Source organism: Microbispora siamensis (assembly GCF_016863095.1).
GTDB lineage: Bacteria > Actinomycetota > Actinomycetes > Streptosporangiales > Streptosporangiaceae > Microbispora > Microbispora siamensis.
Map to the genome: position 1 here is coordinate 1 of NZ_BOOF01000011.1, position 26,148 is coordinate 26,148.

Here is a 26,148-nt window from a genome sequence, read left to right on the forward strand (position 1 = left end):
ACGCTCGCGCCGCACACGCTCGCGCCGCACACGCTCGCGCCGCACACGCTCGCGCCGCACACGCTCGCGCCGCACACGCTCGCGCCGCACCCCGGCGTCGGCTACGACCGCGCCGGGCACCTGGCGCGGGCGGCGCTGGGGGCGGGCGTCGGCATGTTCGCCGGATTCTTCACCGGAATGATCGTCTCGGTCTTCCTCGGCCTGGGCGTCCTAGCGCTGATGCTGTTCACCGCCCTCGGCACGATCGCGGGAGTGGTGCGGGGCTCGTCGTCGGCCCGCCGAGCCGCGGCGGCGTTCGCGCAGGGGCCGGGGCGATACCCGCCGATGCCCGAGCCGCCCGCTCGTGTGCCCCAGGGTCCCGCCGAGTCCGCCGCCCAGGGCGTGAGCGTCTCCCCGCCCGCCGCTCGTGTGCCCCAGGGTCCGGCCGAGCCCGCCGCCCAGGGGGCGGGTGTCTCCCCGCCGCCGCCCGCGTACGTGCCGCCGCCGCTGTTCCCGCGGCCGCAACTGCCGGACGCGCCCCGATGGCTGCTGCCCGCCGCCGCGGCGGCAGGCCTGGTCGCCGCCGTCGCCCTGCCGTACGCGTCGCCCGGGCTGGGAATCGTGCTGACGGCGGTCGCGCTGGGTGCGGCGGCGTTCCCGGCGGTGCTGCCGCTCCGGCGTGGCCGGATCACGCCGTGGACGGTGGTCTTCGGCCTCCTGGCGTACGCGCTGGTCTCCGTGGCGCTCTTCCGCGACGCCGAATGGCTGGTCGGGCCGGTGCTGCTGGCCGCGTTCGGCGTCGGGTCCCTCGCGGTGTCGGGCGGCGGGCGGGGCTGGCTCGCGGTGATCAAGGGAGGGGTCTCGGTCGCGTTCGCGGTGCTGCCGCTGCCGTGGTTCCTGGCCGGGCCGCTCCGGGGCCTGGCGCGGCGCCGGATGCTGCCCACGCTGGTCAGCGCCGTCGTGACCGTCGTCCTGCTGGCCGTCTTCGGCCTGCTGTTCTCCTCTGCCGACGCCGTCTTCTCGGCCTTCCTCAGCGACCTGCTGCGTACGCCGGAATGGGCGCAGAGCCTGCCCTACCGGGTCTTCGTCTTCTGCGTGTTCGCGGTGCTGGCCGCAGCGGCGGTGCTGGTGGGCCTGCGCCCGGTGGCCGAGCCCGCCGCGCCCGACCTGCGGATGTCCCTCGGCCGGCAGGTGTGGGTGATCCCGCTGCTCGGGCTGAACCTGCTGTTCGCGGCGTTCGTGGCCGTGCAGATCACGGTGCTGTTCGGCGGGAGCCGCAGGGTGCTGACGACGGCGGGGCTCACCTACGCGCAGTACGCGAGGTCGGGCTTCTTCGAACTCGTCACGGTCAGCGTCTTCGTGCTCGGCGTCGTGGCGGCCGCGGTCGCCCTGCTGCGCCGCGAGAGCCGGGCCGACCGCTGGCTGCTCGCCGCGCTGCTCGGCCTGCTGTGCGCGTTCACGCTGGTCATCCTCGCCTCGGCGCTGCACCGGCTCGGCCTCTACACCGACGCGTACGGCCTGTCGCGGCTGCGGGCCTCGGTGGAGGCGACGATCTGGTGGCTCGGCGCCGTGTTCGTGCTGGTGCTGGCGACGGGAGCGGTGCGGCTGTCCGGCGGCGGCACGTCGTGGTTCTTCCGGGCCCTCGTGCTGCTCACCGGGGTGTCGCTGCTGGCGTTCGCGGTGTGGGACCCCGACGCGCGGGTGGCGGAGACCCAGCTCACGGTCCGGGGCGTGGAGCGGCTCGACCACCGCTATCTGAGCGACCTCGGCGCGGAGGCCGTGCCGATCCTCGACCGCCTGCCCGAGCCGGACCGCAGCTGCGTGCTGAGCGACGTGGTGGCGGTCAACGACCTGTCCAGGCCGGACCCGTGGAACGGCTGGAACCTCGCCCGCGCCCGCGCCCGGGAGGTGCTGGAGCGGCGGCCCGTCGTGCGGCCCGACGACTGCCCCGGCTCGTCGCGTGTGCCCGGCCCGTACGACTGATCTAATCGGGGGCGTGACCTTCGATGTGCTGATCAGCGGTGGCCGCGTCGTGGACGGCACCGGAGCCCCCGCGTTCCGCGCCGACGTCGGCGTGCGCGGGGGCCGGGTCGAGGCGGTGGGCCGCCTCGACGCCGCCGAGGCGGACGTGCGGATCGACGCGGCGGGCAGGCTCGTGCTGCCGGGCCTGATCGACTGCCACGCCCACGGCGACGCGGCCGTGTTCGACCCTCTCGTGCAGCACGCCGCGCTGCGGCAGGGGGTCACCACGTTCGTGCTGGGACAGGACGGGCTGTCGTTCGCGCCGGCCACGTCGCCAGCCGCCTTCGCGTACGCGAGCCGCTACTTCGCGGCGGTCAACGGCCCGCACCCGCACGTGGACGGGCCGGTGAGCGTCGCCGAACTGCTCGCCGGATACGACGGCGCGACCGCGCTCAACACCGTCTACCTGCTTCCGCACGCGACGATCCGGTTCGATGTGATGGGCCCGGCGGAGCGGGCCGCGGACGAGGACGAGACGCGGGCCATGCTCCGCAGGGTCGAGACGGGCCTGGCCGAAGGGGCGGCCGGACTGTCGTCGGGGCTGGAGTACGCCCCCGGCCGGTACGCCGACGCCGCCGAACTCGCCGCCCTGTGCCGGCCGCTGAACGGCCTGCCGTACGTGACCCACATGCGCGCGTACGGCGCGTCCGCGTCGGTGGGGATGGCGGAGGTCGTGGAGATCGCCCGGCGGTCCGGCGCGGCCGTGCACGTCTCGCACCTCCACGGCCCGGCCTCCACCCTGCTGCCGCTGGTCGAGGACGCCCGGCGGCGAGATGTCGACCTGACCTTCGACACGTATCCCTACCTGCGGTCCAGCACGATCCTGGCGATGGTGACGCTGCCGCCGTGGGTGCCCGCCGCCGACCCCGACCGCGCCGTGGCGATGCTGTCCTCCGAGCGTGACCGCCTCGCCGATGAGTGGGCGGGACGCGACGACCTGTGGCCGCGCATCACGCTCTCGCACGCCCCCGGGTTCGAGTGGGCCGAGGGGATGACCCTGCCCGCAGCCGCGGCCGAGTACGGCGCCACGCCCCCCGAGTTCTGCCGGCTGCTGCTGGCGAAGACCCGGCTCCAGGCGGGCTGCGTGCAGGCCCGCCCCGACGAGGGCCCGGCGGGGGAGGAGTCGGTGCGCGCGGTCATGCGCGACCCCGGCCACACCGGCGGCTCCGATGGCATCTACGTGGGCGGCCATCCGCACCCGCGCGGCTTCGGCGCGTTCGCCCGCTACCTCGGCCGGCACGTGCGCGAACTCGGCGACCTCACCTGGGAACAGGCCGCCGTGCACCTGGCCTCACACCCGGCGCGCCGCTTCCGGCTGCCCGACCGCGGTCTCGTACGGCCTGGTCAGGCCGCGGACCTGGTCGTCGTCGACCCGGCCACGGTGGCAGACACCGCGACCTACGAGAGGCCCCGGTCGCTCGCCGTGGGCGTGGACGACGTGATCGTCGGCGGCGTGCCGGTGCTGCGCGGCGGCAAGCTCACCGGAGCCACCCCCGGCCGCCCGCTGCGCCCCGCCTGAAGGCCCGACCAGGGTTGGCTCGCTGTCCATGGGTGGTTCACAGGTGGGCGGCGTGCGTCGCGGACGGCTCGTCCGGCGGGGCGGCGGCGCGCGCCGTCGCCGACGCCGTTACGACAAAGAGGGACGGCCGAAAAGCTGATGCCTCCGGCACCAGCTCGTCGTGCTGCGCGGGTGACTGCGCTCGCAGAGCCCTGAAGCAAGGGACCTGGTGTAACGCGTCCACGATTTGGCGGTATGGCTTGGTGTGGAGGAGGTGGACAAGTCCGGCTCGGGCGGGTCAGCGGAACGGGCGGCGTCGCCGGCCCCTGAGCAACTGCCAGGACTGCGGCTCGGGACCGAGATGAACGGACGGGCGTGGTGGCGGTCTCCGGCGATGACGACGCTGGCCGCGACGGTGACGGCGTTGGGGGTCTTCGCCGGGATTGTCGCCTTTGCGCTGGACCGTGCTCAGAACAGGGACTACGTCGACGGAGCGTTCCGGAACTGGGCGGCCGTCGCGACGGTGTCGCTCCTGGTTTCGGTGGTGCTGCTTCTGCGTGGGATCGCGGCGGTCCGCGCCCTGCCGTCCGGCTGGACGCGGGGACGGGCGTGGTGGACGTGGAACTTACTGGCGTACGTCGTGCTCGGGGCGACGGCGGCGCTGCTCCTGAATCTCGTCGTGTCCGGCAGCAATCACGTCAGGGTGCCGATCCGGGACTTCGCCGTGCTCATCCAGGGCCTCACCCTCGCGGGATGGATCAGCGGAGCTCCCTGGCTCCTGCTGGTGTGGCTGACCCACGAGCAGGTGGGGCTCCTGGCCGTACACATCGGCCGGATCGTGCCTCCGCAGCCGGTGGGCGGGTTCTCCCCGGCGCGGCTTGACGCTCTTGTCGTCGCCGCCGCCGTCCAGGCCACCGCCCACGTCTGGCAGACCATCGAAAGGTGCGCCCTGGTCCTGGCCCTGCTGGTGTCCACAGCGGTGGTCAACACGGGTGCCCTGCGCGCCACCCTGATCATGTCCCACGCCATCCCGGCCTCGGACTTCCCGCCCGGCTGGGTCCTCGGGTACGGCGCCTTCTTCGCCACACTGGTGGCCGCGGTGGTCGTCCCGCTCGTCCTGGCTTGGCGCACCCAGGCGTACAGGTTGATCGACCGCGCCCTGGGCGAACCGGTCGCCGGCATTCCCGACGACACCTATCTGGCGGCTCGAACCCGCCTGGAGACCCACCTTCACATCGACGCCCAGATCCTGCGCCGGCCGATCGCCGCCCTCAGCGTCCTGTCTCCCATCGGCACGGCCGCCCTCACCGCGTTCATCGGCTCCTGAGCGCCTCGGCGAGGCCCTCGAAGCGGGGTCCTACGGCCCCACGGTGTCCCGATGCGCGGCGCCGCGTCGTCATCGCCGATCGGTGCGGGACATCTCCTGGTCTCCGGCGACGACCAGGCCGGACTCGTACGCGAAGACGACGGCCTGCGCGCGGTCGCGCAGGTCCAGTTTCGTCAGCAGGTTGCTCACGTGACTCTTGACCGTGTGCTCGGTGACCACCAGATCAGCGGCGATCTCGGCGTTGGACCGGCCGCGTGCGAGCAGCCGCAGCGTGTCCATCTCCCGGTCGGTCAGCTCACCGAGTCGCTGCCGCAGCCGGGGCCGGGCACGTCCACGCCCGACGAACTCGGCGATCAGGCGCCGGGTGATCGCAGGGGCCAGCAGCGACTCCCCCTCGGCGACCAGGCGGACGGCGCGTACGAGGTCGTCCCGCCGTACGTCCTTGAGCAGGAAGCCGCTGGCCCCGGCGCGCAGGGCGTCGTAGACGTACTCGTCGACGTCGTACATCGTCAGGACCAGCACCTTCGCGTCGGTCCTGCGGCACACCCGCGCGGTGGCCTCGACGCCGTCCACGCCGGGCATCCGGATGTCCATGAGCACCACGTCCGGCGCCAGTTCGACCGCCTTGGCAACGGCCTCGGCGCCGTCGGCCGCCTCGCCGACCACGGTGATGTCGTCGTGGGCGTTGAGGATCATCGCGAAGCCACCGCGGAACAGGTCCTGGTCGTCGGCGACGAGTACGCGCAGCATGCCGTCAGCCGATCGGCAGGGTCGCGGTGACGGTCAGACCCGGGTTCCCCGGCCGGACGGCGAACCGGCCGCCGCAGGCCGTGACCCGCTCCCGCATCCCGATCATGCCGTGTCCTTCCCGTAGCTCCCGTCCGCCCCGGCCGTCGTCGGCGACCTCGACGTCCAGGGTGTCACCGGACCAGTGGAGCCCTACGCGGACGGTGCTCGCTCCAGCATGCCGGATCGTGTTGGTCAGCGCCTCCTGGATGATCCGGTACGCGGCGATGTCCACGTCGGAGGGAAGGCGCCGTGGCTCGCCACGCACGTCGGCGGAGACGTCCAGGCCGGCCCGGCGGGCGTTGTCCAGCAGACCGGGCAGGGCGTCGAGCCCGGGCTGCGGTCCCCGGGCCGGAGCCGGACCACCGGGTGCCTCGCTTCCGCGCAGCGCGCCGAGGATCAGGCGGAGCTGGCCGATCGCGTCCCGTCCGGCCTCGGCGATCGCCTCGAAGACCGCCTCGGCCTTCTCCGGGTGATCGCGCACCACCAGCGGGCCGGTCTCCGCCTGGATCACCATGAGGCCGACCGAGTGGGTCACGATGTCGTGCATGTCGCGGGCGATCCGGGTGCGTTCGCGGGCGACCGCGGCGGCGCGTTCCTCGCGGATGCGGGCTTCGCGCTCCCGTTCGGCCTCCCGGCCGGCCCGCCGGGCCCGTGCGCCCACGCCGAGCGCGTACGCGGCGACGATCGCGGTGAGGAGGTAACGGTAGGTCTCCAGATCCTCGTGCGGGACGACGAGCGACACGGCCACGCCGGCGACGAGACCCGCGATGCCCCCGGCGCGCCGCGCCCGGGAGAGATCCGCCGCCGCGAACGTGTAGGTGCACACGAGCACGCCGTAGGGCAACAGCAGCAGCACCAGAGTCGCGGAGTGCGGCAGCGACTTCGCCGTGATCGACAGGAGCGTCGTGGCGCAGCCCACGACCGCCCCGACGGGGAGGATGGCGCGGCGCCGCCACAGCACGGGCACCGACATCAGGACGGCGAGCGCCACGGCCCACCACGGCTGCCGGTACGGGACGAGGACGGGCGTCACCGTCATCACGGTGACGACGGCGGCGATCGCGACGTCGGCCCTTGATGCACTGAGGATGCTCGCCCGCATGACCGGCTCCGGGGTTGTCGGAGGGAACCCGGCAAGACTATGCGCGCGGCACCCGCCGTCGCCTCCACCGCCCGGTTGAAGGCCGTCTCACTCCTTCGAGTGAAACCCGGTGCCACGACTCTCCGAGCGGTCCTGGTCCCTGCGACCGGCACCCGGATCGTTCCCGCCGGTGATGTGCGTCGAGGCCGGAGCCTGGAGGGTCGGGGCGGCTGGAGAAGGAGGCTGCACGATGAATTCACCGATCCGGCGTCTGGCCGTGGTGCTCGCCGCCACGGCGCTGTCCGCGACGCTGTTCCATCTCGGCACCGGGCTCACGCCGGTGCCCTGGCTCACCTGGGTCGCACCGCTGCCGGTGCTCGTCCTGGCTCACCATGTCGGCGCCCGCGCCGCGTTCCTCGCGGCGTCGGCCGCGTGGCTCGGCGGTGAGACGGCGATGTGGGGCTACTTCCTCGACACGGTGCGGATCCCGCCGCCGATGGTCGTGTCGATGCTCGTCGGGTCGGCCCTGCTGTTCGGGCTGGTCGTCCTGTTGTCACGGGCGCTGATGCTGGGGGGGCGTCCGCTGACGGCGGTCGCCGTCGTGCCGGCGGCCTGGGTCGCCGTGGAGTACGCGACCTCGGTGCTGTCACCGAACGGGGCATGGTGGAGCCTGGCCTACACCCAGGCCGGCGTCCTTCCGGTCCTGCAGACCGCCTCGGTCACCGGACCGTGGGGAATCACCTTCCTGATCCTCGTGGTTCCCGCGGCCGCCGCCGCGCTCCTCGCACCGTCCCCCGCAGTACCGGGGGCGGCCGGGCGGCTGCGCGTGGCGGTCACCGCCGCGATCGTCCTGGCCCTGGCGGTGGGATACGGCGCCTGGCGGCTGCGCACGCCGTACGGTGAGGGCTCGGGCTCGGAGAAGGTGGCGCTGCTCGCCGCCGACCACGACGGCTGGGTCCCGGTCGCCTCGGCGGAGGGACGTGACCTCCTCGGGCGGTACACGGCGCGGATCCCGGGCCTCGCCGCACGAGGTGCGCGGGTCGTGGTCATGCCGGAGAAGGTCTTCATCGCCGACGACGCGACACTGCCCGCCCTGGCGGCGCCGCTGGCGCGGCTCGCCGCCGACCACCGCGTCGACATCGTCGTCGGACTGGTCCTCAAGCGGTCCGGCAGCCTCCGCAACGCGGCCATCGACTTCCCCGCCGACGGGAGCCGGCCGGTCGAGTACTTCAAGCACCACCTCATCCCCGGACTGGAAAGCGATTTCCAACCCGGGGACCGTATGGCCTTCGTGCCCGGTTCGGGCTCCCGCTGGGGGATCGCGATCTGTTTCGACCTGGATCTGCCCGGTCTGGTGCGCGACTACCGCAGGAGCGGCGCCACGGCGATCTTCGTGCCCGCCTGGGACTTCGATCGGGACCGCTGGCTGCACGGGAGGATGGCGGTCACCCGGGGCGTCGAGACCGGGCTCACCGTGGCGCGCGCGGCGCGGAACGGCGACCTGGTCGTGAGCGACGCCAACGGCCGGATCCGGACCGAGGCGCACAGCGCGGACGCGCCGTTCGTGTCCGCCCTCACCACGCTGCCCACCCGCTCGGCCGACACGCCCTACACAAGGTTCGGCGACTGGTTCGCCTGGGCCTGCGCGCTCCTGCTGGTGCTCGCACTCGCCTTCCTGACCCGCACCCGGCGTGCGCCGGCCGGGACTACCCGGCCAGGACCTGGCGCAGCGTGACGGCGAAGTTGTCCGGGTCGCCCGGCGTGCCGAACGTGTCGTCGAGGAACCCGCCGTGGTTGCTGGGGAAGATCACGGGTTTGGTGCCGAGCCGCTCGGCGACCGCCTCGCCCGCGCGGCGGGCCATCTGGCCCTCCGACTCGACTCCGACGCCGACGACGACGCGGGTCGGGGCCGCGCGGAGCGCGTCGAAGTCGGGCTCGTAGTGCGTGCAGGTCATGAGGTTCTGCTCGAACATCACGTCGCCACGCGAACCGTCGTCCTCCGCCGGCAGCCCGAACTCGGCCGGGCTCGGCATGGGCTGATCGGCGAAGTCCGCCGGGATCTCGCCCTGGTGACCGACGACCACGATGAACTTCACCATCGCCGGGCCGAAACCCTGCCGATCGTACGTCCGCCGGATGTCGGCCACGGCGGCCAGCGCCTGCTCCCGGTCCGGCAGCACCTGGGCGGCCGGCGGCTCGTGCGCCACGAGCGTGCGCACCTGTTCCGGATGCCGGGCCACGAGCGCGAGCCCGTTGACCGCGCCTCCGCTGCTGGCGAAGATGTCCACCGGCCCGCCTCCGAGCGCGTCGATCAGGCGGTGCAGGTCGTCGGCGTGCAGATCGGGCGTCGACTCGGCGGCGCCGTCGGTCCGCGTGCTCCGGTCGCTCCCGCGCGGGTCGTAGGTCACCACAGTGCGGTCCTGGAAGTGCCTGGCCAGGGCGGCGAACCCGGCGGCGCCCATCGGCGATCCGATCAGCAGCAGGATCGGCTCGGTGGTTCCCTCGGCCTCGCGCACGTCGTAGTGGAGAACGCAGCCGGGCACCTCAAGGGTGTGCGTCCTGGGCTCGGGCATGGAGTGGCTCCTCTTCGACGCGGGTGAGGCGGCCAACCTTATCTCGAACGTGTCATCGAATGAAGGGCGATTCGCGGAATCGGCGGAGGCGTCGATTCGACCCGGCCGGGGTCACAGGGCCGTACGCGCCTGTTCCACGTGCCGCGCGATGCCCAGAGCGCCGCTCTCCTCCGCGAGGGCGGCCGCCTCGTCGAGCAGCCGCAGGGCATCGTCCCTGCGGTCCTCGGCGGCGGCGATGTAGGCCAGCCCGACCAGGTTGGCGGCGACACCCGGATGGAAGCCGAGCTCCCGGCGCAGCCGCACCGACTCCTCCAGCCGGTCCCGCGCCGCCTCCAGCCGCCCGGCCCTGTGCTCCGCGATGCCCAGGTGCCTGAGCGCGTAGGACATCGTCAGCCTGTCGCCGGCCCTCGCCGCGAGCTCATGCGACCGCCGGAAGGCGGGCCCGGCCGCGTCGTCGTCGTCCCGTACGACCTGGTGGAAACAGCCGACCCAGAAGAGCGCCTCGCCCTCGCCGCGTACGTCGCCGAGCCGCCGGTAGAGGTCGGCGGCCCGCTCGAACAGCTCGAGCTCGCGGGGGTCCTCCACACGGTGTTCGAGGAACCGCGCATGGACGACGCGGCCGCGGGCCAGCGCGAGACCCGCCTCGACCGCGCCGATGTCCCGTCCCGTTCCCGCCGTGGCGAGGTCGGCTTCCACCGCGTCCAGCTCCCGGTCGGCCTCGGCGAGAGCCGAGGAGTCGCCGCCGAAGACCGCCTGCTCGTAGAGAACCCTGGCCCGTTCGAGTCGTACGTCGCCGCTCATCCCGATTCCATTCGTGATCACCGCGGTGCGAGGTCGCGAGTCTACCCCCGCCGTGGTGGTCCAGTACGATCCACAAGGTGGTCTGAACCGGGACAACGAGGGGGCGGCGTGGGTTTCGCGGACGGCCCCCGGCATGACACACCGCGAGGGCTCCCGGAGATCGTCGTCGACGCGCGTACCCGGGGTTTCCTGTGGCCGGGTGAGCCGATCGGCGGCCGTGAGTTCGCCGAGGCCCGGCACTCCCTGTTCGACGGCACGTTCACCTGGCCGGTGATGACGGCGCGGCGCTCGGCCCTCGACCACAACATCGCGACGCTGGCCCGCTTCGCGGACCGGCACGGGCTGGCCTTCGCGCCGCACGCCAAGACCACGATGTCGCCGCAGCTCGTGCGGGCCCAACTCGACGCCGGGGCCTGGGGGGTCACCGCCGCCACGCCGGGCCAGGTGCTCGTCCACCGCTCCTTCGGCGTCCCCCGCGTGCTGCTGGCCAACGAGATCTTCGACCGCGGCGCGCTGCGCTGGCTGGCCGGCGAGATCGCGAGCTTCGACTTCCTCTGCTACGCCGACTCCGTCGAGGGCGTGCGCGTGCTCGACGAGATGGCCGGCGACGTACCGTTCCGCGTGCTGGTCGAGCTGGGCCACCCGGGCGGCCGGTCCGGCTGCCGCGGGCAGGACGAGCTGCTGGCGGTGGCCCGCGCGGCGCGGGAGGCCAGGGGGACCGAGCTGGCCGGGGTCGCCGGATACGAGGGGACCCACCACGAGGCCGCCGAGGTGCGCGGATTCCTGCGCGACCTGGCCCACGCGGCGCGGACGCTCGCGCCGGAGGTGGCCGGCTCCATGGTGGTCTCCGCCGGGGGCAGCTCGTGGTTCGACCTGGTGGCCGAGGAGCTCGCGCCGCTGACCGGGGAGCTGGGCGCGACCGTGGTGCTGCGCAGCGGCGCCTACATCGCCCACGACGACGGCTACTACCGGGAGCACACGCCGTACAACCGGCTGGAGGGCGAGCTGCGCCCGGCGCTGGAGGTCTGGGCCCAGGTCCTGTCCGTGCCCGAGCCCGGTCTCGTGCTGGCCGGCATGGGCAAGCGGGACGTCCCGTACGACATCCACCTGCCGTTCCCCAGGGCCGTACGGCGCGGCGGCCGGGGCCCGGCCGAGCCGCTGGCCGGGGTGACGGTCGTCAAGGTGCAGGACCAGCACGCCTATCTCAGCGGCGACGCCGGGCTGCGCCCGGGAGACCTGGTGGCGTTCGGGCTGTCCCATCCGTGTACGGCCTTCGATAAATGGCGCGTCATCCCCGTGGTGGACGACGACGACATCGTGATTGATTTGATCAATACGTGTTTCTGATGGAGCGGTGACAATGGCTGGCAAGCAGGAGATCCGTACGACCGCCGGGGCCGCGCCGATCGGCGCCTACTCGCAGGGGCTCGTGGTGGGCGACTTCCTCTACACCTCGGGAATGGGGCCGCTCGACCCCGAGACCGGCGAGGTCGTGGGCGACGACGTGGCCGCCCAGACGCACCGGACGATGCGCAACCTCGGGGCGGTGCTGGAGGCCCACGGCCTGACGTTCGACGACGTGGTGAAGGCGACGGTCCACCTGCAGAACCTGAAGGAGGACTTCGCCGCGTTCAACGAGGTCTACCAGTCCTACTTCACCCGGCCCTACCCGGTGCGCACCACCGTGGGCTCCGATCTCATGGACATCCTCGTCGAGATCGACTTTGTGGCGTACGCGGGCCGCTGACGATGGACAGCGCCCTGTACGTCTTCGTCGAGGACCTGCGCGCCGAGGGCGTGCGAGGGCTGCTCGACCGGGCCTCGGCGTACGGCGTGCGAGGCGTCGCGGTGGCCGCGGCCTACCACCAGGCCAGGGACGTGACCCCGCACGGGGCGTCGCGGCTGACGCTGCGCCGCGACGGCGTCCACTTTCCCCCGCCGGACGACCTGTTCGGCGGGCTGCGCCTGACCGCGCCCGTGCAGCCCGGGGCGGAGGACCGGCCGCTCGACGAGCTCCGCCGGGCCTGCGCCGACCGGGGGATGCGGCTGCACGGCTGGACGGTGTTCCTGCACAACGCCACCCTCGGCCTGGCCCACCCCGACGTGACGGTGGAGAACTGCTTCGGCGACCACGGCTCCCCGGCCGACCTGTGCCCCTCGCACCCCGACGTACGGGCGTACGCGGTGGCTCTGGCCCGGGCCGTCGCCCGGCAGGGAGTGGACACGGTCGTGGCCGAATCGCTGCACTTCGGGGCCTTCGCGTACGAGCGGTGCCAGGTGGCGCTCGGCCCCATGGACGCCTTCCTGTTCGGCCTGTGCTTCTGTGCCCACTGCATGCGCCGGGCCGCCGACCTCGGGGTGAACGCCGAGGTGGCCAGGCAGGAGTGCGCCAGGATCGTCGGGGGCGTGCTCGACGGCGATCCCCCCGCCGAGGGCGAGGTCACGCGGGCGGCGCTGACGGCCTACGCCGGTCCCGAGGCGGTGGCGTACGCGCGGGCCCGCTCCGAGAGCGTCACGTCGCTGGTGGGGGAGGTCGCGGCGGCGGTGACGGCCGAAGGCGCGCGGCTGACGTTCATGGACGCGACGGGCGCGGCCAAGGGCTACGCCCACGGGCTGCCCTCGGCCGGGCTGGCCGCGCACGACTCCTGGCAGCTCGGGATCGACCTGGTGGCGCTCGGCGACCTGGTCCCGTCGTTCGCGGTCCTCGGATACGCCAGGGACCCCGCCCGGGTGGCCGACGACGTCGCGGCCTACCGGCGCTCGGTGGGCAAGAACCCCGAGCTGAGGGTCGTGCTGCGCCCGGGCGCTCCGGACACCGACTCCGCCGAGCGGCTGGCCGCCAAGGTCCGCGCGGCCCGTACGGCGGGGGCCGGGGCCACCGACTTCTACGCGTACGGCCTGGCGCCCTTCGAGGCGCTCGGCCGCATCACCGAGGCGCTCGCCTGAAGCCGGAATCGCCGGCTCTCGCCTGGCCGGGGCTGTGAGCGGCGGCCGGTGCGCCGGGTGTCACGGCCGGTCGGTCTGTTCGTGCCGCTGGACCAGGGCGTCCGTGAGGACGGCCAGACCTGCGGCGACCCGCGCGGTGTCGCACTCGCGTAGCACGGCGGTGACGTGCTCGGCGGCCAGCGGGGCGAGCAGCGCGTGGGCGAGATAGTCGGCGTCCGCGCCGGGGCGCGCCTCGGCCAGCAGGATCGCCAGGTGGCGGTGCCAGAAACGGTAGGAGCCGATCCGATACCGGGCGCCGGGGCTGGCGGTCTCGGAGACGCGCAGCAGATCGAGGTGTTCGAAGAGGTAGCCGGCGTAGGCCTCGACGAACGCCCGCACCCGATCGCCGGGTGACGCGCCGGGCCCCAGCGGCGGCGGCCCGGACAGGATCCGCTCCTGCAGTTCCCGTTCCTTGTCGTCGAGCAGGGCCGCCACGAGTCCCGACTTGTCCCCGAACCGGCGGAAGAGTGTGCCCTTGCCCACCCCGGCCTCCGCCGCCACCGCGTCCATCGAAACGGCTTCGACGCCGTGCTCCCGGAACAGCTTCGCCGCCGCCTCCAGCACCCGCCGCCGGTTACGGGCCGCGTCCGCGCGTTCACGAGGTGGGTCTCCCAGCAGGGAGACGAGATCCCTTGACGAACCGGACTGCGGTCCGGTAGTTTCCGAGCTGTTCACACAACCGGACTGTAGTCCAGTTACTTGGAGGACGCAATGACCGCTCTCATCAGCAGGGACGAGCTCAAGGCCGCCATCGACGCCGGGACCGTCACCGTCGTCGACGCGCTGGGCGGCGACTACTACGCGCAGCAGCACCTTCCGGGAGCGATCCCGCTGACGGAGGCCGAGGTCGCCGACCGGGCCGCCGAACTGCTGCCGGACAAGAACGCCGCGATCGTCACCTACTGCTCGAACCCCTCCTGCCCCAACAGCCAGGCCGTGGCCAACCGGCTGACCGCGCTCGGATACACCGACGTGCGCAAGTATCGGGAGGGCATTCAGGACTGGGTCGAGGCCGGTCTGCCGGTCGAGTCGCTGACCACGGCGTCCTGATCGATCCGGCCGTTCAGGCGGAGCCCCGGACGACGAGCTCGGTGGGGAGGATCACCGGGTCGGCCGGGCCGTCCTTGAACAGGCCCAGCAGCAGCCGGACCATCGCGGCGGCCTGCTCGATGATCGGGTGCCTGATCGTGGTCAGCGGGGGCTCGGTGTAGCGGGCCGCCTCGATGTCGTCGAACCCGACGACCGCCACGTCGTCCGGCACCCGCCGGCCCGCCTGGCGCAGGGTCTGCAGTGCCCCGATGGCCATGAGGTCGTTGGCGACGAAGACGGCGTCCAGGTCCGGGTCGTCCTGCAGCAGGTGGCGCATGGCGACGGCGCCGGACTCGCGGGTGAAGTCCCCGACGGCGACGATCGACCGCCGGTCGGACTCGCGCAGCGCGTCGCGGTAGCCCTTGAGCCGGTCCTGGCCGCCGATCATGTCCTGCGGCCCGGCGATCGTGGCGATGCGCCGCCGCCCGCTGTCCAGCAGGTGGCGCACCGCCTTCACCGCGCCGCCCACGTTGTCGTTGTCCACGTACGGCAGGGGCACCGGCACGGCCGGCCTGCCGTACGAGACGACGGGGACGCCCATCCGCGCGATGGCGGAGGGCAGCGGGTCGGCGCCGTGCATCGAGATCAGCATGACCCCGTCGACGTGGCCGCTGGCGATGTAGCGCTCGATCCTCGCGTGGCTCTGGGCCGAGCCGCCGAGCATGAGCACGACCTGCTTGTCGGCGGCCTCGAGCTCCAGGCTGGCAGAGCGGATGACCGTGGAGAACATCGGGTCCTCGGAGAAGACCCTGGTCGGCGGCTCCGACACGACCAGCGCGATCGAGTCGGTCCGCTGGGTGACGAGACTGCGCGCCGCCGAGTTGGGGACGTATCCCAGCTCGTCCACGGCGCGCATCACGGCATCCCTGATCTGCGGTGTCACCGTCATCTGCCCGTTGACGACCCGGGAGACGGTGGCGCGGGAGACCCCTGCCCGCGCCGCCACCGCCTCCAGAGTGGGTCGTTTCATTCATTCCCCCATAAACCCATTGCGTTTGATGACGTCTCGATACCACAGCGCGCTGTCCTTGGGAACGCGTCGCTGGGTTTCGAAGTCGACGTACACGATGCCGAACCTCTTGTGATAGCCGAAGGCCCACTCGAAGTTGTCCAGGAGCGACCATACGAGATAACCCCTCAGGTCCGCACCGGCGGAGATCGCGGCGTGCGCCGCCCGCAGGTGGCCGTCGAGGTAGGCGATGCGGTCCTTGTCGTGTACCTCGTCACCGGTGAGGTGGTCGTCGAAGGCCGCGCCGTTCTCCGTGACGAGCAGCCCGACCTCGGGATAGTCGCGCGACAGCCGTACGAGCAGGGTCTCCAGGCCGGACGGCTCGATGGGCCAGTCCATCGCGGTCGTCGGGCCGGTCGGCGGCTCGAACCGGATGCCCTCGGTGCCGGGGAAGGCGGGGTTGGCCGGCTCACCGGGCGCGGCCGACACGAAGGACGGGTTGTAGTAGTTGATGCCGAGCAGGTCGATCGGCTGGTGGATGACGGCCAGGTCGCCGTCCCTGACGTGGTCCAGGCCGCCGTGGCGGGCGGCGATCTCCAGCACGTCCTCCGGGTAGCGGCCCCGCAGCGCCGGGTCGAGGAACTGCCGGTTCATCAGCGCGTCCACGCGCGCGGCCTCCTGGTGGCCGTCGTCCGTCTGGATGACCGGCGCGAGGTTGAGGGTGAGCGCGACCTCGGCGGCCCCGGCCGCGCGCAGCGCCTGCGCCGCCAGCCCGTGGCCGAGCAGCAGATGGTGGGCGGCGCGGAACGCGGCGGCCGGGTCGCGCCTGCCCGGGGCGTGGACGCCGGAGCAGTAGCCGAGGAAGGCGGCCACCCACGGCTCGTTGAGGGTCGTCCAGGTGCGGACGCGGTCGCCGAGCCGCTCGTGCACGACGGCGGCGAAGTCGGCGAAGCGCGCGGCGGTGTCCCGCGAGGCCCAGCCGCCGGCGTCCTCCAGCGCCTGCGGCAGGTCCCAGTGGTACAGCGTGGGGTAGGGCGTGATGCCGTGGGCGAGCAACTCGTCCACCAGCCGGTCGTAGAAGCCGAGGCCGGCGGCGTTCACCTGCCCAGCCCCGGTGGGCAGGATCCGCGGCCAGGCCACGGAGAACCGGTAGGCCGCCAGGCCCAGGCCGGCCATGAGCCGTACGTCCTCGGCGTAGCGGTGGTAGTGGTCGCAGGCGACGTCGCCGGTGTGGCCGTCGGCCACGTTGCCCGGGACCCTGGAGAAGGTGTCCCAGATCGAGGGACCCCTGCCGTCCTCGGCGGCGGCGCCCTCGATCTGGTAGGCCGCCGTGGCGGCGCCCCAGACGAAGCCGTCAGGGAAGACCATCTTCGACGATCCGGTCCCCCGAGATGCCATGGTCGTCGCCGTCATCCCTTAACAGCTCCCTGCATGATGCCTCCGATGATCTGTTTGCCGAGCAGGACGAAGATGAGCACCAGCGGCAGGGTCGCCACCGCCGTGCCCGTGAGGCCGAGCGTGAAGTCCCGCACGTAGCCGCTGGCGAGCTGCGACAGCGCGACCTGCACAGTGGGATTGTCCGGGGTGAGGACCACCAATGGCCAGAAGTAGTCGTTCCAGGCGGTCATGAACGTGAGCATGCCGAGCACCGCCGCCGCGGGCCGCGCGGCCGGGAGCACGACGTGCCAGAACAGCCGGGCCGTGCTGCACCCGTCGATCCGGCCCGCCTCCAGCAGCTCGGTCGGCAGCGCGCGGCTCAGGTACTGCGTCATGAAGAACACGCCGAACGCGTTGACCAGCGCCGGGACGATCACGGCGTACATCGTGCCGGTCCACTCCAGCTTGATCATCAGCATGTAGAGCGGGATGATGCCGAGCTGCGTCGGGACCATCATCGTCACGACGGTCATCAGCAGGAGCACGTTGCGCCCGCGGAAGCGCAGCTTGGCGAACGCGAAGCCGGCCAGGGTGGAGAAGAACATCACCGACACCGTGATCGTCCCGGCGACGACGAACGAGTTGAGCAGCGCCAGCGCGAACGGCGCGGTGTCGAAGACCCGCTGCACGTTGGCGAAGAAGTTGCCGCCGGGCAGCAGCGGCGGCGGCACCTCGGCCAGCGCCGCGTTGTCGTGCGAGGCGACGATCACACTCCAGTAGACCGGGAACGCCGAGAAGAACGCCACCGCCACCAGGGTGAGATAGGTGAGCGGATGCCCACGCAGCGCTCTAAGCATCGAGGCCTCCCCGCATGCGCCGTACGACGAGATAGTTGAACGCCACGACCACGACCACGAGCAGGAACATCATCCACGCCGCCGCCGAGGCGTAGCCGAACTCGAAGCTGCGGAAGCCCTTCTCGTACAGGTAGAGGGCCAGGGTCTGGAACTGGCGGTCGGTGCCGCCCGTGGCCGCCGCGCCGTTGCTGACCTGCGCGCCGAACAGCAGCGGCTCGGCGATGATCTGCATCGACCCGATGGTGGTGACGATGACGGTGAAGATGACGGTCGGCCGGATCATCGGGAGCGTGATGCCCCACAGCTGCTTGAGGCTGGACGCGCCGTCGAGGGTCGCCGCCTCGTAGATCTCCTTCGGCACGGCCTGCATGGCGGCGAGGTAGATGAGCGCGTTGTAGCCGGTCCACCGCCACATGATCATCACGGCGATGGCGACGTGCGAGGTGGCCACGCCCGCCTGCCAGTTGATCCGGCCGAACCCGAGCCCGTCGAGCACCAGGTTGATCAGCCCGAAGTCGCGCCCGAAGAGCTGGCTGAAGATGACCACCACGGCCACGACGCTGGTCACGTTGGGCAGCAGGAGCGTGATGCGGAACAGCGTCTGTGCCCGCAGCGGCCGGTTCAGCAGGTGTGCCAGCACGAGCGCGAGCAGCAACTGCGGCACCGCGGACAGGACGCCGATCGACAGCGTGTTGAACGCCGCGTTCCAGAAGTAGCCGTCGGCGAACAGCGCCTTGTAGTTGTCCAGGCCGATGAACGGGTTGTCGCTGCTCAGCAGGTTCCAGTCGTGCAGCGACACCCAGGCCGTGTAGATGAGCGGGAAGACGCCGAAGGCCGCGAAGAGCAGGAAGAACGGCGCGACGTACGCGTACGGCGAGGCCTGCCGGTCCAGCCGGTGCAGGCGGGAGCGCCAGCCCGACGCCGCTCGCGTGCGCGCCGGCGGGTGCACGGTGGACGGGGGGCCGCCGGGGGAGGGCGCCACGGTCCGCAGGGACCCGCCCGGGGGTGATGCCATGGGAGATCCTCCTCTGGGCAGGGCCCCCGCAGCGGATCGCGCGGATCGTCCGGGGGCCCTGCCTGCGACGGACTACTTGATGCCTTCCACGTCCTTGAGGACCTGGGCCCACGCCTCGTCGGGCGACTGCTTGCCCTGCTCGACCCGGCCGATGCCGTTGCCGATGGCCGTGCGCACGTCGCCCTCGCGGGGGCCGAGGTGCTGCGGCTTGAGGTTCTTCGCGGCGTCGGAGTAGATCTTGCCGACGGGGGCGTCGTTGAAGAAGTCCTTCGTGAAGTTCTGGATGTCCGGCTGGTCGTACAGCGAGGGGATCGACGGGAAGTTGCCGATCGCCTTGAACACCGCGGCCTGGTTCTGCGCCGAGGTCAGGAAGTCGATCAGCTCGGCGGCCTCCTTCGGGTGCTTGCTCTGCTTGGGCACCGTGAGGTGCGAGCCGCCGGAGTTGCCCGCGCCGCCGGGGACGGTGGCGATGTCCCACTTGCCGGCCGCGTTCTTGGCCTGGTCCTGGATGTAGGCGGTCATCCACGCGGGGCAGATCACGGTCGCGAACGAGCCCTTGGCGAAGCCGGTGTTCCACTCGGGCGTGAACGCGCCGATCTTGGCGGACAGGCCGGCGTCGATCATCTGGACCGACAGGTCCCACGCCTTCTTCACGTCGGGGTTGGTGGCGACGACGATGTTGTCCTGCGCGTCGTACACGCCCACCGGGGCCTGGGCGATGATGGCCCGGAAGATCTCGCCGGGGCTGTCGAAGAACTTGGCGTCCTTGGGCGCCTTGGCGGCGAACTTCCTGCCGGTCTCGATGTACTGCTCCCAGGTGGGCCACAGGGCCGACACCTCGTCGCGCTTGCTCGGCAGGCCGGCCTTCTCGAACAGGTCGGTGCGGTAGCACATGGCCAGGCCGCCGACGTCGGTGCCGAGACCGATGAGGGCGCCGCTCGGAGCGAGGCCCTGCTGCCACTTCCAGTCGAGGTACTCGCCCTGGCGCTTGTCGAGGCCGTACTGCTTCAGGTCGTAGAACTTGTCGGGCTGCGAGGTGAACTGGCTGATGTAGCCCACCTCGATCGCCTCGACGTCCGCGGCGCCTGCCCCGGTGGCGAGGTGCGCGGCGAGGTTGGTGTGGTGGTCGGCGTACGCCGCCTGGCGCTCCTCGATCTCGACGTTGGGGTGCGTCTTCTTGAACTCCTCGTAGAGCGGCTTGAAGCCGAAGTCGCCGAAGAGCCCGACGCTGAGCTTGATCTTCTCCGTGGACTGGCCGCCGCCGGTCTTGGTGTCGGATCCGCCCCCGCCGCACGCCGTGAGGGTGAGCAGGGAGGCGGCGAGCATGGGGGCGACGAACCGGACGATCCGGCGGCCCGCGTGGGGAGTGCCCATGAACCCTCCTTGGGTTCCGCATATGAAATCGATCTTGAAGAGAGCGCTCTCGCACAAGAGTGGGAGTCGGTAGTGAGGCCGTCAAGTGGCTGATCAGTAACGATTCCCGTTATCTCGGAATGCCGTCACCGCTGGTGAGAGCGCTCCCACGGCTATCGGCGCAGCGTGGGAGTGCCGTCCCGCACGTTCGCGTAGCCGGGCGGTCGTCGTGACCGTGCTTCAGCCGGCCGAGGGGTTCAGGCCCTCCCGATACCGCTGCGGGCTCACGCCGCGCTCCCGCTTGAAGGCCGAACTCAGCGCGAACGCGGTGCCGTAGCCGACTCGCCGGGCCACGGTCTCCAGCGTCGCGTCCGTCTCGCGCAGCAGGTCGGCCGCCTGCGCCAGCCGGAGCCCGGTCAGGTAGGCCATCGGCGGCTCGCCGACCAGTTTCGCGAACCGCTGTGCCAGTGCGGCGCGGGAGACCCCCGCCCGGCCCGCCAGCTCGGCGACCGTCCACGGGTGGGCCGGGTCGGCGTGCAGCATCCGCAGCGCCGGCCCCACCACCGGGTCGCCGTGCGCCCGATACCAGCCCGGAGCCTGCGCGTCCGGGCGGGAGAACCACGTCCGCAGCACGGCGATCAGCAGCAGGTCCAGCAGGCGGTCGAGCACCACCTCCTGGCCCGGTTCGTCCTTGACGATCTCCCGGCCGAGCAGCGTGACGAGGGAGCCGTCCCAGGAGTCGCCGCGCAGCACCAGCAGCGTGGGCAGCGCCGCCAGCAGCCGCTGGGTGACCGCGCCGCGCATCTGGTAGGTGCCGATGAGCATCACGGCCGAGCCGTCCGGGTCGTTGCCCCAGTTGCGTGTGCCCAGGTCCATCTCCGCCGACAGGCCGCGGCCGTCCGGCGTGGTGCAGACCTGCCCGGGGTGGATCACGACCTGCGGGGCGGTCGCCGGGTCGTCGGCGACCGTGTAGTGAGCGGGGCCGCGTACGACCGCCACGTCCCCGGGCCCCACCCGTACGGCCCGGTCCTCGTCCGGGGTGATCCACGCCTCGTCGCGCACCATCGCGACCAGGCACAGCGGCGCCTCGTCCTGGATCCGCACCGACCAGGGCGGGCTCAGCGTCGCCCGCAGCAGGAAGGCCCCCCGCGCCCTGGGCCCGTCGAGGAGGTCGGCCAGCGCGTCCATGCCCGGAATCGTAGACGGCCGGATATGCGGTCGAGCGTCTCGGCGATGTCGCCCGGAGCCCTCCGCCGGTTGACTGGTCGCCATGATGACGACAGCGCAGATCCTGGTCACCATCGGCGCCCGCGCCGCGGCGAGGGCGTCATGACGTACCTCCTGGCCGCCGTCGCGGCAGCCGTGTCCATGCTCATGACCGCCGGGATGGCGGGCACCTTCTTCGGGTTCTCGGTCGGGGTCATGCCGGGCCTCAACGCGGCGTCGGCCCCCTCGGCGATCGACGCGATGAACGCCGTCAACGCCAAGATCCAGAACCCGGTGTTCCTGGCGGCGTTCGTCCTCGCCCCGGTCGCCGCCGCCGGGGCGGGCGCCCTGCTGCTGGCCACCCCTCGCTCCGGCGCGGCCTGGCCGTTCTTCGCGGCGGCCGCGGTGTACGCCGTGGGCGTGATCCTGATCACGGCCGCGGTGAACGTGCCGATGAACGACGCCCTGGCCGCCGCGGCGGCCCACGGCGACCCGATCGAGGCCGCCGCCCGGATCTGGTCGGACTACTCGGGCCGATGGACCACCTGGAACACCTGGCGCGCCGTGGCCGGGGGAGTGAGCCTGCTGCTGATGGGCTACGGCGTCCACCGCTGGGGCCGGGGCTCCTGACCCGTCCAGGTCCGGACCGCGACGACTGGAGAGCGCTCTCGCGGTGATGTTTCCACCATTGAGGTCTTCGAGAGAACGCTCTCTTGGATTGCACAGATCCTCTTGACGGGAGTGAGATTCAGAGGGGACAGTGTCGCTCAAGCGGTCCGCGGTCGCGGTGCGCGGGCCCTCACGACCCCCTCCGGACGCCGCCGTCCGGCCCTTCCAGACGTCCACCGTCTTCGCTCCGTGAGGCCACCCGCACTCCCCAATCCCCCCGCCGCGACGACCGGACCGAGGAGAGAGGTACTCATGCGTGTGCTCCACTCCCCATGGCGGCGCTCGGTGCTGGCGCTGCTCGCCGTGGCCGCCGCGGTCATGGCCCTCGCCGTACGGCCTGCCGACGCGTCGGTGCCCGGGACGCCGTCCGGCTGGTCGCTCGTCTGGTCGGACGACTTCGACGGCACGGCCGGTACGCTCCCGTCGTCCACCAACTGGATCATCGACACCGGCCACTCGTACCCCGGAGGCCCGGGCAACTGGGGCACCGGCGAGATCCAGAACTACACGTCCAGCACCTCCAACCTGAGCCTGGACGGCAGTGGCAACCTGCGGATCACCCCGATCGGCAGCGGCCAGAACTGGACCTCCGCGCGGATCGAGACCCGCCGCGCCGACTTCAAGCCGGCCGACGGACGGATCCTGCGCATCGAGGGCCGCATCCAGATGCCGAACGTCACGGGCGACGCCGCCCTCGGCTACTGGCCGGCCTTCTGGGCGCTCGGCGCGCCCTACCGGGGCAACTACCAGAACTGGCCCTCGATCGGCGAGTTCGACTTCATGGAGAACGTGAACGGGCTCAACACGGTCTGGGCCACCCTGCACTGCGGCGTGAACCCCAACGGGCCGTGTAACGAGACCAACGGCCTGGGCAACAGCCGGGCCTGCCCCGGCTCGACCTGCCAGTCGGCCTTCCACACCTACCGGTTCGAGTGGGACCGCAGCGTCAACCCCAACCAGCTCCGGTGGTACGTGGACGGCCAGCAGTTCCACAGCATCAGCCAGAGCCAGCTCGACGCCACGACGTGGTCGAACATGACCTCCCACGCCGGATACTTCATCCTGCTCAACGTCGCCATCGGCGGCGGCTTCCCCAACGGTGTGGCCGGGTTCTCCACGCCCACCTCCGCGACCGTGTCCGGACGGCCGATGGTGGTCGACTACGTCGCCGTGTGGCAGAGCGGCGCGACCAGCAGCCCGCCGCCGAGCTCGCCCCCGCCGGGAGGCGTGGACGCCCGCTCCACCATCCAGGCGGAGAACTACCAGGCCCAGAGCGGCACGCAGGTGGAGACGACCCAGGACAGCGGTGGCGGCCAGAACGTCGGCTACATCTCCAACGGCGACTGGCTGCGCTACGACGGCGTCAACTTCGGCTCGACGGCGGCGCGGCAGTTCAAGGCCAGGGTCGCCTCCGGCGCGGCGGCCGGCGTGAGCGGCCTCGTACAGGTCAGGCTCGACAGCCCGACGGCGACCCCGATCGGCGACTTCGCCGTCGGCAACACCGGCGGCTGGCAGAGCTGGACGACCATCCCGGCCAACATCACGCCGACGACCGGCACCCACACCGTCTACATCACCTTCAGCAGCGGGCAGCCGGCCGACTTCGTCAACCTCAACTGGTTCACGTTCGCCACGTCCTGACCGCCGCGCCATGGGCGGGGGCCGCTCGTGGTCCCCGCCCATGTCCCGCGGCCGAACGCCGGACGTACGTCACCCGGTGGGCGAGACGGTCTCCGGTGACGGCGACCCGCCGGGCGTGACGGGCGCGGACGGAGTCTGCGGAGTCTGCGGGGTCTGTGCCGGGGGTGCGCCGCCTCCGCCGTGCCCCGGCAGGGCGGGGCGGCTGGCGTCCGCGACGATGATCGCCCTCGGGCTGCCGCCGGTCGTGCCCACGATCCACACCTGGTCGCCCTGCTGGATCCCCTGCAGGCCCTTGTAGTCCGCGACGATCCTGGTCGACTCGTCGACCGTGTAGGTGCGGCCGTCCACCGTGAGGGCGCCGCTCCGCACCGAGTCCACCGAGCCCGTCTGGCTCGTGAAGGTCTGGTAGTCGCGGGCCGTACGCGGCTGCTGGGGCTGTCCGAGCTGGAGCAGGGCGAGCTCGGACATGCCGAACCGCTCAGGACCGGGCCGGAGCTGTCCCGCCTGGGCGTACCGCGGCTGGTCCTGGCCCGGTGCGCCCGCCACCGCGAGGCCGGCGCCGGTGGCGAGGGTGAGCGCCGCGGCGACTCCGAGGAGCAGCCGGGGCCGTTTGCCGTGAGGCTTCGGCGGCTTGCTGGACATGGTCATCGGTGTGCTCCCTCCACTCGGCGCTGGGGCACGACATGACACGGCATGACACGGCATGACACTGTGCGGCCTGACGTGGCCGGCGCGGCTGGGATGTGCGCGAACGACGTGAGCGGACGTGACCGTGGCAGGTCATGGAACGTCCGCGGGAACGACGCGCCGGGCGTACACGGCCGCGCATGGAGCGCGCGGCACCGCGAACCCGTCGTCGCGGAGGGCCCGCCAGTGGCACTCCTGGCCGGGCCGCCCGGTCGATCTGTCCGGGTCGATCCGTCCGGTCAGCCGCCGGCCCGCGCCGGTCGGCCCGCCTTCGGATCCCCTGGCCGCCCTACCCCATCGAGTACTGCGTTCACCGCCCGTTCGGTAAAGCCATCGTCCAGAGGCAATTGCCGGAATACCACCCGCAGCCAGACCGCGCCGGCGAGCAGGTCCATGATCGTCATCGGGTCGGCGGATTCCGCGATCTCGCCGCGCTCCCGGGCCCGTTCGAAGATCGGCCGCTCCCGGGCGAACCGGTCGGCGAAGAAGCCCCTGGCCGCCTCCGCGAGTTCAGGGCTGTTGGCGGCGGCCCCGAGCGCCGCGACGGCGATGTCCGCCGCCGGGGGAGTGGTGAGCAGCCGGGCCAGGCCGTCCAGCAGCGCGTGCAGGTCGCCCCGCAGGCTCCCGGTGTCGGGCACGTCGAAGTCGAGCGCCCGCGCCTCGACCAGCGCCGTGCCGAGCAGGGCGGCCTTCGACGGCCACCACCGGTAGATCGTCGTCTTGTTGACCCCCGACCGTTCGGCCACGCCCTCGATGGTCAGGCCCTCGTAGCCCTTCTCCGCCAGCAGGCGCAGCGCGGCGTTCAGGATGTCGTCCTTCTTGCGTGGGGCCATGGCGGGAGCCTACTGCAACGCACCGTTGTGTTTTAATGGCGTACACAACGCAACGTTGCGTTGCTTTCGAGGAGGTGGATCATGAGCATGCCGGTGGTCTTCGTCCACGGCACCCGCGTGAGCGGCACGATGTGGTCCCCGGTCCGTGCGCTGCTGCGGGCCCCGTCCGCCGCGCCCGACCTGCCCGGCCACGGCCGCCGCCGGGGCCTGCCGTACGGCACGGAGGCGGCGTGCGACGTCGTCGCGGAGGCGATCGCGGACCTGGGCGGACGGGCGCTCGTCGTGGGGCTGTCCCTCGGTGGTTACGTGGGCATCGCCGCCGCGGCGCGGCATCCGGACCTCGTCGCGGGCCTGGTCGCGATGGGCTGCACGACGCGGCCCGACCGGCCCAGGGCGCACGCCTACCGGCTCGCCGGGCGCCTGGCCGCCCGCAATCCCGCGCTGGCCGACCGGGTGAGCCGCTTCGCGTTGCGCCGGACGCTGCCCGGGGCCGCCGGGGACGCCATGATCGAAGGCGGGCTGAGCAGCGAGGTCGTGGCGTCCGTCGTCGAGGCGGTCACGGCGGAGGACCCGCTCGCCTCGCTGGCGGCCTACCCCGGACGGGTCTGGCTGCTCAACGGCGCCCGCGATCCCTTCCGGGCCGACGAACAGGCGTTCCTGCGGGCCTGCGCCGACGGCAGCCTCACGCACCTGCCGGGCCGTGGCCATCTGACCGTGCTCGCCGATCCCGCGTGGCTGGCCCGTTTCATCGACGCCGCGGCCCGGGACCTGTCCGCCTGCGCGGCCTGATCAGCCCCGCGCCGTACGCCCGGCCCCGCTGAGCGCGGCGACGAGGGCGAGCGCCAGGTAGACCAGCCCCGAGGCGTACCTGAGCGTGCTCGCGCGCAGGCGGCGGCCGAGCGACCCGGCGGTGAGCGCGTACACGAGGTCCGAGGCCAGCCCGATCACGGCGAGGACCAGCCCTAGAAGGAGGACCTGCCCCGGCACGTCGCCGAAGGGATCCACGAACTGCGGCAGGAACGCCAGGAAGAACAGCACGGTCTTGGGGTTCAGCACGTTGACCACGACGCCTTCGAGGAAGACCCGGCGTAATGGCTGCGGCCTCGGCTCGTCGTCGTCCGAACCCCGGCGGGTCAGGGCGCGGACGCCGAGATAGGCAAGGTAGGCGACGCCGGCCCACTTCACTGCCGCGAACAGCGCCGCGGACCGCGCGAGCAGATAGGAGAGGCCGGCCGCCGCTGCGGCGATGTGGAGCAGCGTGCCCGTCTCCACACCGAGAGCCGAGGCGACCCCGGCACGGCGGCCCTGGGTCACACCCCGGGCGGCGATGTAGAGATGGTTGGGGCCGGGCACGGCCACCACCGCCGCCGAGGCGGCCGCGTACACCAGGAACGTCGAGGCGTCGATCACGCTTGCC

General features: G+C 72.3%; 25 protein-coding genes. 11 read left to right on the forward strand and 14 right to left on the reverse strand.

Features of this window, described 5'->3' with window-relative positions; translation table 11 throughout:
- From Msi02_RS11980 to Msi02_RS11990, 3 genes are all read left to right on the forward strand, one after another.
- The coding region (locus tag Msi02_RS11980; protein WP_204048417.1) for a DUF4153 domain-containing protein at window positions 1-1,962 on the forward strand (1,962 nt) is incomplete at its 5' end.
- Window positions 1,963-1,975: 13 nt separating this feature from the next.
- Window positions 1,976-3,520: an N-acyl-D-amino-acid deacylase family protein gene (locus Msi02_RS11985; protein WP_204048418.1), complete on the forward strand. Its 1,545-nt coding sequence runs from the start codon at window positions 1,976-1,978 to the stop codon at window positions 3,518-3,520.
- Between the two features lie 340 nt (window positions 3,521-3,860).
- Window positions 3,861-4,826: a hypothetical protein gene (locus tag Msi02_RS11990; RefSeq protein ID WP_204048419.1), complete on the forward strand. Its 966-nt coding sequence runs from the start codon at window positions 3,861-3,863 to the stop codon at window positions 4,824-4,826.
- A 69-nt stretch (window positions 4,827-4,895) separates the two neighbouring features.
- Here Msi02_RS11990 and Msi02_RS11995 read toward each other — a convergent pair whose 3' ends face one another.
- Both Msi02_RS11995 and Msi02_RS12000 read right to left on the reverse strand, forming a co-directional pair.
- On the reverse strand, window positions 4,896-5,576 hold the full coding sequence (locus Msi02_RS11995; protein WP_079314487.1) for a response regulator: 681 nt from the start codon (window positions 5,574-5,576) through the stop codon (window positions 4,896-4,898).
- A 4-nt stretch (window positions 5,577-5,580) separates the two neighbouring features.
- A complete protein-coding gene (locus tag Msi02_RS12000) occupies window positions 5,581-6,717 on the reverse strand; it encodes a sensor histidine kinase (protein ID WP_204048420.1) in 1,137 nt (378 codons plus the stop codon).
- Between the two features lie 229 nt (window positions 6,718-6,946).
- On the opposite strand from Msi02_RS12000, the gene Msi02_RS12005 reads away from it, so the two are divergent.
- Window positions 6,947-8,431: a nitrilase-related carbon-nitrogen hydrolase gene (locus Msi02_RS12005; protein WP_204048421.1), complete on the forward strand. Its 1,485-nt coding sequence runs from the start codon at window positions 6,947-6,949 to the stop codon at window positions 8,429-8,431.
- Here Msi02_RS12005 and Msi02_RS12010 read toward each other — a convergent pair.
- Window positions 8,403-9,269: an alpha/beta fold hydrolase gene (locus Msi02_RS12010; RefSeq protein WP_204048422.1), complete on the reverse strand. Its 867-nt coding sequence runs from the start codon at window positions 9,267-9,269 to the stop codon at window positions 8,403-8,405. The two genes, Msi02_RS12005 and Msi02_RS12010, sit on opposite strands and share 29 nt — an antisense overlap.
- Window positions 9,270-9,380: 111 nt before the next feature.
- On the reverse strand, window positions 9,381-10,070 hold the full coding sequence (locus Msi02_RS12015) for a tetratricopeptide repeat protein (protein WP_239108328.1): 690 nt from the start codon (window positions 10,068-10,070) through the stop codon (window positions 9,381-9,383).
- A gap of 108 nt (window positions 10,071-10,178) precedes the next feature.
- Between Msi02_RS12015 and Msi02_RS12020 the strand changes: the two genes are divergently transcribed.
- The 3 genes from Msi02_RS12020 to Msi02_RS12030 are packed head-to-tail and all read left to right on the forward strand — an operon-like array spanning window position 10,179 to window position 13,016.
- A complete protein-coding gene (locus Msi02_RS12020) occupies window positions 10,179-11,417 on the forward strand; it encodes a type III PLP-dependent enzyme domain-containing protein (protein ID WP_239108329.1) in 1,239 nt (412 codons plus the stop codon).
- Between the two features lie 13 nt (window positions 11,418-11,430).
- Complete coding sequence (locus Msi02_RS12025; protein WP_079314482.1) at window positions 11,431-11,817, forward strand: Rid family detoxifying hydrolase; 387 nt, start codon at window positions 11,431-11,433, stop codon at window positions 11,815-11,817.
- A 2-nt stretch (window positions 11,818-11,819) separates the two neighbouring features.
- Window positions 11,820-13,016, forward strand: a complete 1,197-nt coding sequence (locus Msi02_RS12030; RefSeq protein ID WP_204048425.1) for a hypothetical protein — start codon at window positions 11,820-11,822, stop codon at window positions 13,014-13,016.
- Window positions 13,017-13,076: 60 nt separating this feature from the next.
- On the opposite strand, the gene Msi02_RS12035 is transcribed toward Msi02_RS12030, so the two are convergent.
- Window positions 13,077-13,730: a TetR/AcrR family transcriptional regulator gene (locus Msi02_RS12035; protein ID WP_239108330.1), complete on the reverse strand. Its 654-nt coding sequence runs from the start codon at window positions 13,728-13,730 to the stop codon at window positions 13,077-13,079.
- Window positions 13,731-13,766: 36 nt separating this feature from the next.
- On the opposite strand from Msi02_RS12035, the gene Msi02_RS12040 reads away from it, so the two are divergent.
- Window positions 13,767-14,105, forward strand: a complete 339-nt coding sequence (locus Msi02_RS12040) for a rhodanese-like domain-containing protein (RefSeq protein WP_079314479.1) — start codon at window positions 13,767-13,769, stop codon at window positions 14,103-14,105.
- A 13-nt stretch (window positions 14,106-14,118) separates the two neighbouring features.
- Here the strand turns inward: Msi02_RS12040 and Msi02_RS12045 are convergent, their stop codons facing one another.
- The 6 genes from Msi02_RS12045 to Msi02_RS12070 all read right to left on the reverse strand — a co-directional run bounded on the left by Msi02_RS12045 (window position 14,119) and on the right by Msi02_RS12070 (window position 20,883).
- A complete protein-coding gene (locus Msi02_RS12045) occupies window positions 14,119-15,114 on the reverse strand; it encodes a LacI family DNA-binding transcriptional regulator (RefSeq protein ID WP_079314478.1) in 996 nt (331 codons plus the stop codon).
- On the reverse strand, window positions 15,115-16,506 hold the full coding sequence (locus Msi02_RS12050; protein ID WP_239108331.1) for a GH1 family beta-glucosidase: 1,392 nt from the start codon (window positions 16,504-16,506) through the stop codon (window positions 15,115-15,117).
- Window positions 16,503-17,327: a carbohydrate ABC transporter permease gene (locus Msi02_RS12055; protein WP_079314476.1), complete on the reverse strand. Its 825-nt coding sequence runs from the start codon at window positions 17,325-17,327 to the stop codon at window positions 16,503-16,505. Before Msi02_RS12055 ends, Msi02_RS12050 begins: the two co-directional genes overlap by 4 nt.
- A complete protein-coding gene (locus Msi02_RS12060; RefSeq protein WP_204048426.1) occupies window positions 17,320-18,342 on the reverse strand; it encodes a carbohydrate ABC transporter permease in 1,023 nt (340 codons plus the stop codon). The genes Msi02_RS12055 and Msi02_RS12060 overlap by 8 nt, the downstream gene beginning before the upstream one ends.
- Before the next feature lie 72 nt (window positions 18,343-18,414).
- Window positions 18,415-19,716 (reverse strand): ABC transporter substrate-binding protein, encoded by a 1,302-nt coding sequence (locus tag Msi02_RS12065; protein ID WP_204048427.1) that lies wholly within the window; start codon window positions 19,714-19,716, stop codon window positions 18,415-18,417.
- Between the two features lie 219 nt (window positions 19,717-19,935).
- Window positions 19,936-20,883: an AraC family transcriptional regulator gene (locus tag Msi02_RS12070; protein WP_204048428.1), complete on the reverse strand. Its 948-nt coding sequence runs from the start codon at window positions 20,881-20,883 to the stop codon at window positions 19,936-19,938.
- A gap of 141 nt (window positions 20,884-21,024) precedes the next feature.
- Between Msi02_RS12070 and Msi02_RS12075 the strand changes: the two genes are divergently transcribed.
- Window positions 21,025-21,531: an anthrone oxygenase family protein gene (locus tag Msi02_RS12075; RefSeq protein WP_204048429.1), complete on the forward strand. Its 507-nt coding sequence runs from the start codon at window positions 21,025-21,027 to the stop codon at window positions 21,529-21,531.
- 291 nt (window positions 21,532-21,822) lie between these two features.
- Entirely contained in the window at window positions 21,823-23,211 is a 1,389-nt protein-coding gene (locus Msi02_RS12080) for a glycoside hydrolase family 16 protein (RefSeq protein WP_239108332.1), read from the forward strand.
- Between the two features lie 69 nt (window positions 23,212-23,280).
- Here the strand turns inward: Msi02_RS12080 and Msi02_RS12085 are convergent, their stop codons facing one another.
- Together Msi02_RS12085 and Msi02_RS12090 are read right to left on the reverse strand one after the other, a co-directional pair.
- Window positions 23,281-23,859: a hypothetical protein gene (locus tag Msi02_RS12085; protein WP_204048430.1), complete on the reverse strand. Its 579-nt coding sequence runs from the start codon at window positions 23,857-23,859 to the stop codon at window positions 23,281-23,283.
- 278 nt (window positions 23,860-24,137) lie between these two features.
- The gene (locus tag Msi02_RS12090) at window positions 24,138-24,731 is read right to left on the reverse strand and encodes a TetR/AcrR family transcriptional regulator (RefSeq protein ID WP_204048431.1); all 594 of its coding nucleotides are present in this window, start codon (window positions 24,729-24,731) and stop codon (window positions 24,138-24,140) included.
- 81 nt (window positions 24,732-24,812) lie between these two features.
- Here Msi02_RS12090 and Msi02_RS12095 point away from each other — a divergent pair, with 81 nt between their 5' ends.
- The gene (locus Msi02_RS12095) at window positions 24,813-25,520 is read left to right on the forward strand and encodes an alpha/beta fold hydrolase (RefSeq protein ID WP_239108333.1); all 708 of its coding nucleotides are present in this window, start codon (window positions 24,813-24,815) and stop codon (window positions 25,518-25,520) included.
- Here Msi02_RS12095 and Msi02_RS12100 read toward each other — a convergent pair whose 3' ends face one another.
- On the reverse strand, window positions 25,521-26,141 hold the full coding sequence (locus tag Msi02_RS12100; protein ID WP_204048432.1) for a LysE family translocator: 621 nt from the start codon (window positions 26,139-26,141) through the stop codon (window positions 25,521-25,523).
- Between the last annotated feature and the right edge of the window lie 7 nt (window positions 26,142-26,148).

Bases quoted from the DNA above. Each gene is read 5' to 3' on its own strand.
- Msi02_RS11990 (WP_204048419.1), top strand. From the start codon at position 3,861: ATGAACGGACGGGCGTGGTGGCGGTCTCCGGCGATGACGACGCTGGCC.
- Msi02_RS11995 (WP_079314487.1), bottom strand. From the start codon at position 5,576: ATGCTGCGCGTACTCGTCGCCGACGACCAGGACCTGTTCCGCGGTGGC.
- Msi02_RS12000 (WP_204048420.1), bottom strand. From the start codon at position 6,717: ATGCGGGCGAGCATCCTCAGTGCATCAAGGGCCGACGTCGCGATCGCC.
- Msi02_RS12005 (WP_204048421.1), top strand. From the start codon at position 6,947: ATGAATTCACCGATCCGGCGTCTGGCCGTGGTGCTCGCCGCCACGGCG.
- Msi02_RS12010 (WP_204048422.1), bottom strand. From the start codon at position 9,269: ATGCCCGAGCCCAGGACGCACACCCTTGAGGTGCCCGGCTGCGTTCTC.
- Msi02_RS12015 (WP_239108328.1), bottom strand. From the start codon at position 10,070: ATGAGCGGCGACGTACGACTCGAACGGGCCAGGGTTCTCTACGAGCAG.
- Msi02_RS12025 (WP_079314482.1), top strand. From the start codon at position 11,431: ATGGCTGGCAAGCAGGAGATCCGTACGACCGCCGGGGCCGCGCCGATC.
- Msi02_RS12030 (WP_204048425.1), top strand. From the start codon at position 11,820: ATGGACAGCGCCCTGTACGTCTTCGTCGAGGACCTGCGCGCCGAGGGC.
- Msi02_RS12040 (WP_079314479.1), top strand. From the start codon at position 13,767: ATGACCGCTCTCATCAGCAGGGACGAGCTCAAGGCCGCCATCGACGCC.
- Msi02_RS12045 (WP_079314478.1), bottom strand. From the start codon at position 15,114: ATGAAACGACCCACTCTGGAGGCGGTGGCGGCGCGGGCAGGGGTCTCC.
- Msi02_RS12050 (WP_239108331.1), bottom strand. From the start codon at position 16,506: ATGACGGCGACGACCATGGCATCTCGGGGGACCGGATCGTCGAAGATG.
- Msi02_RS12055 (WP_079314476.1), bottom strand. From the start codon at position 17,327: ATGCTTAGAGCGCTGCGTGGGCATCCGCTCACCTATCTCACCCTGGTG.
- Msi02_RS12060 (WP_204048426.1), bottom strand. From the start codon at position 18,342: ATGGCATCACCCCCGGGCGGGTCCCTGCGGACCGTGGCGCCCTCCCCC.
- Msi02_RS12065 (WP_204048427.1), bottom strand. From the start codon at position 19,716: ATGGGCACTCCCCACGCGGGCCGCCGGATCGTCCGGTTCGTCGCCCCC.
- Msi02_RS12070 (WP_204048428.1), bottom strand. From the start codon at position 20,883: ATGGACGCGCTGGCCGACCTCCTCGACGGGCCCAGGGCGCGGGGGGCC.
- Msi02_RS12075 (WP_204048429.1), top strand. From the start codon at position 21,025: ATGACGTACCTCCTGGCCGCCGTCGCGGCAGCCGTGTCCATGCTCATG.
- Msi02_RS12080 (WP_239108332.1), top strand. From the start codon at position 21,823: ATGCGTGTGCTCCACTCCCCATGGCGGCGCTCGGTGCTGGCGCTGCTC.
- Msi02_RS12085 (WP_204048430.1), bottom strand. From the start codon at position 23,859: ATGACCATGTCCAGCAAGCCGCCGAAGCCTCACGGCAAACGGCCCCGG.
- Msi02_RS12090 (WP_204048431.1), bottom strand. From the start codon at position 24,731: ATGGCCCCACGCAAGAAGGACGACATCCTGAACGCCGCGCTGCGCCTG.
- Msi02_RS12095 (WP_239108333.1), top strand. From the start codon at position 24,813: ATGAGCATGCCGGTGGTCTTCGTCCACGGCACCCGCGTGAGCGGCACG.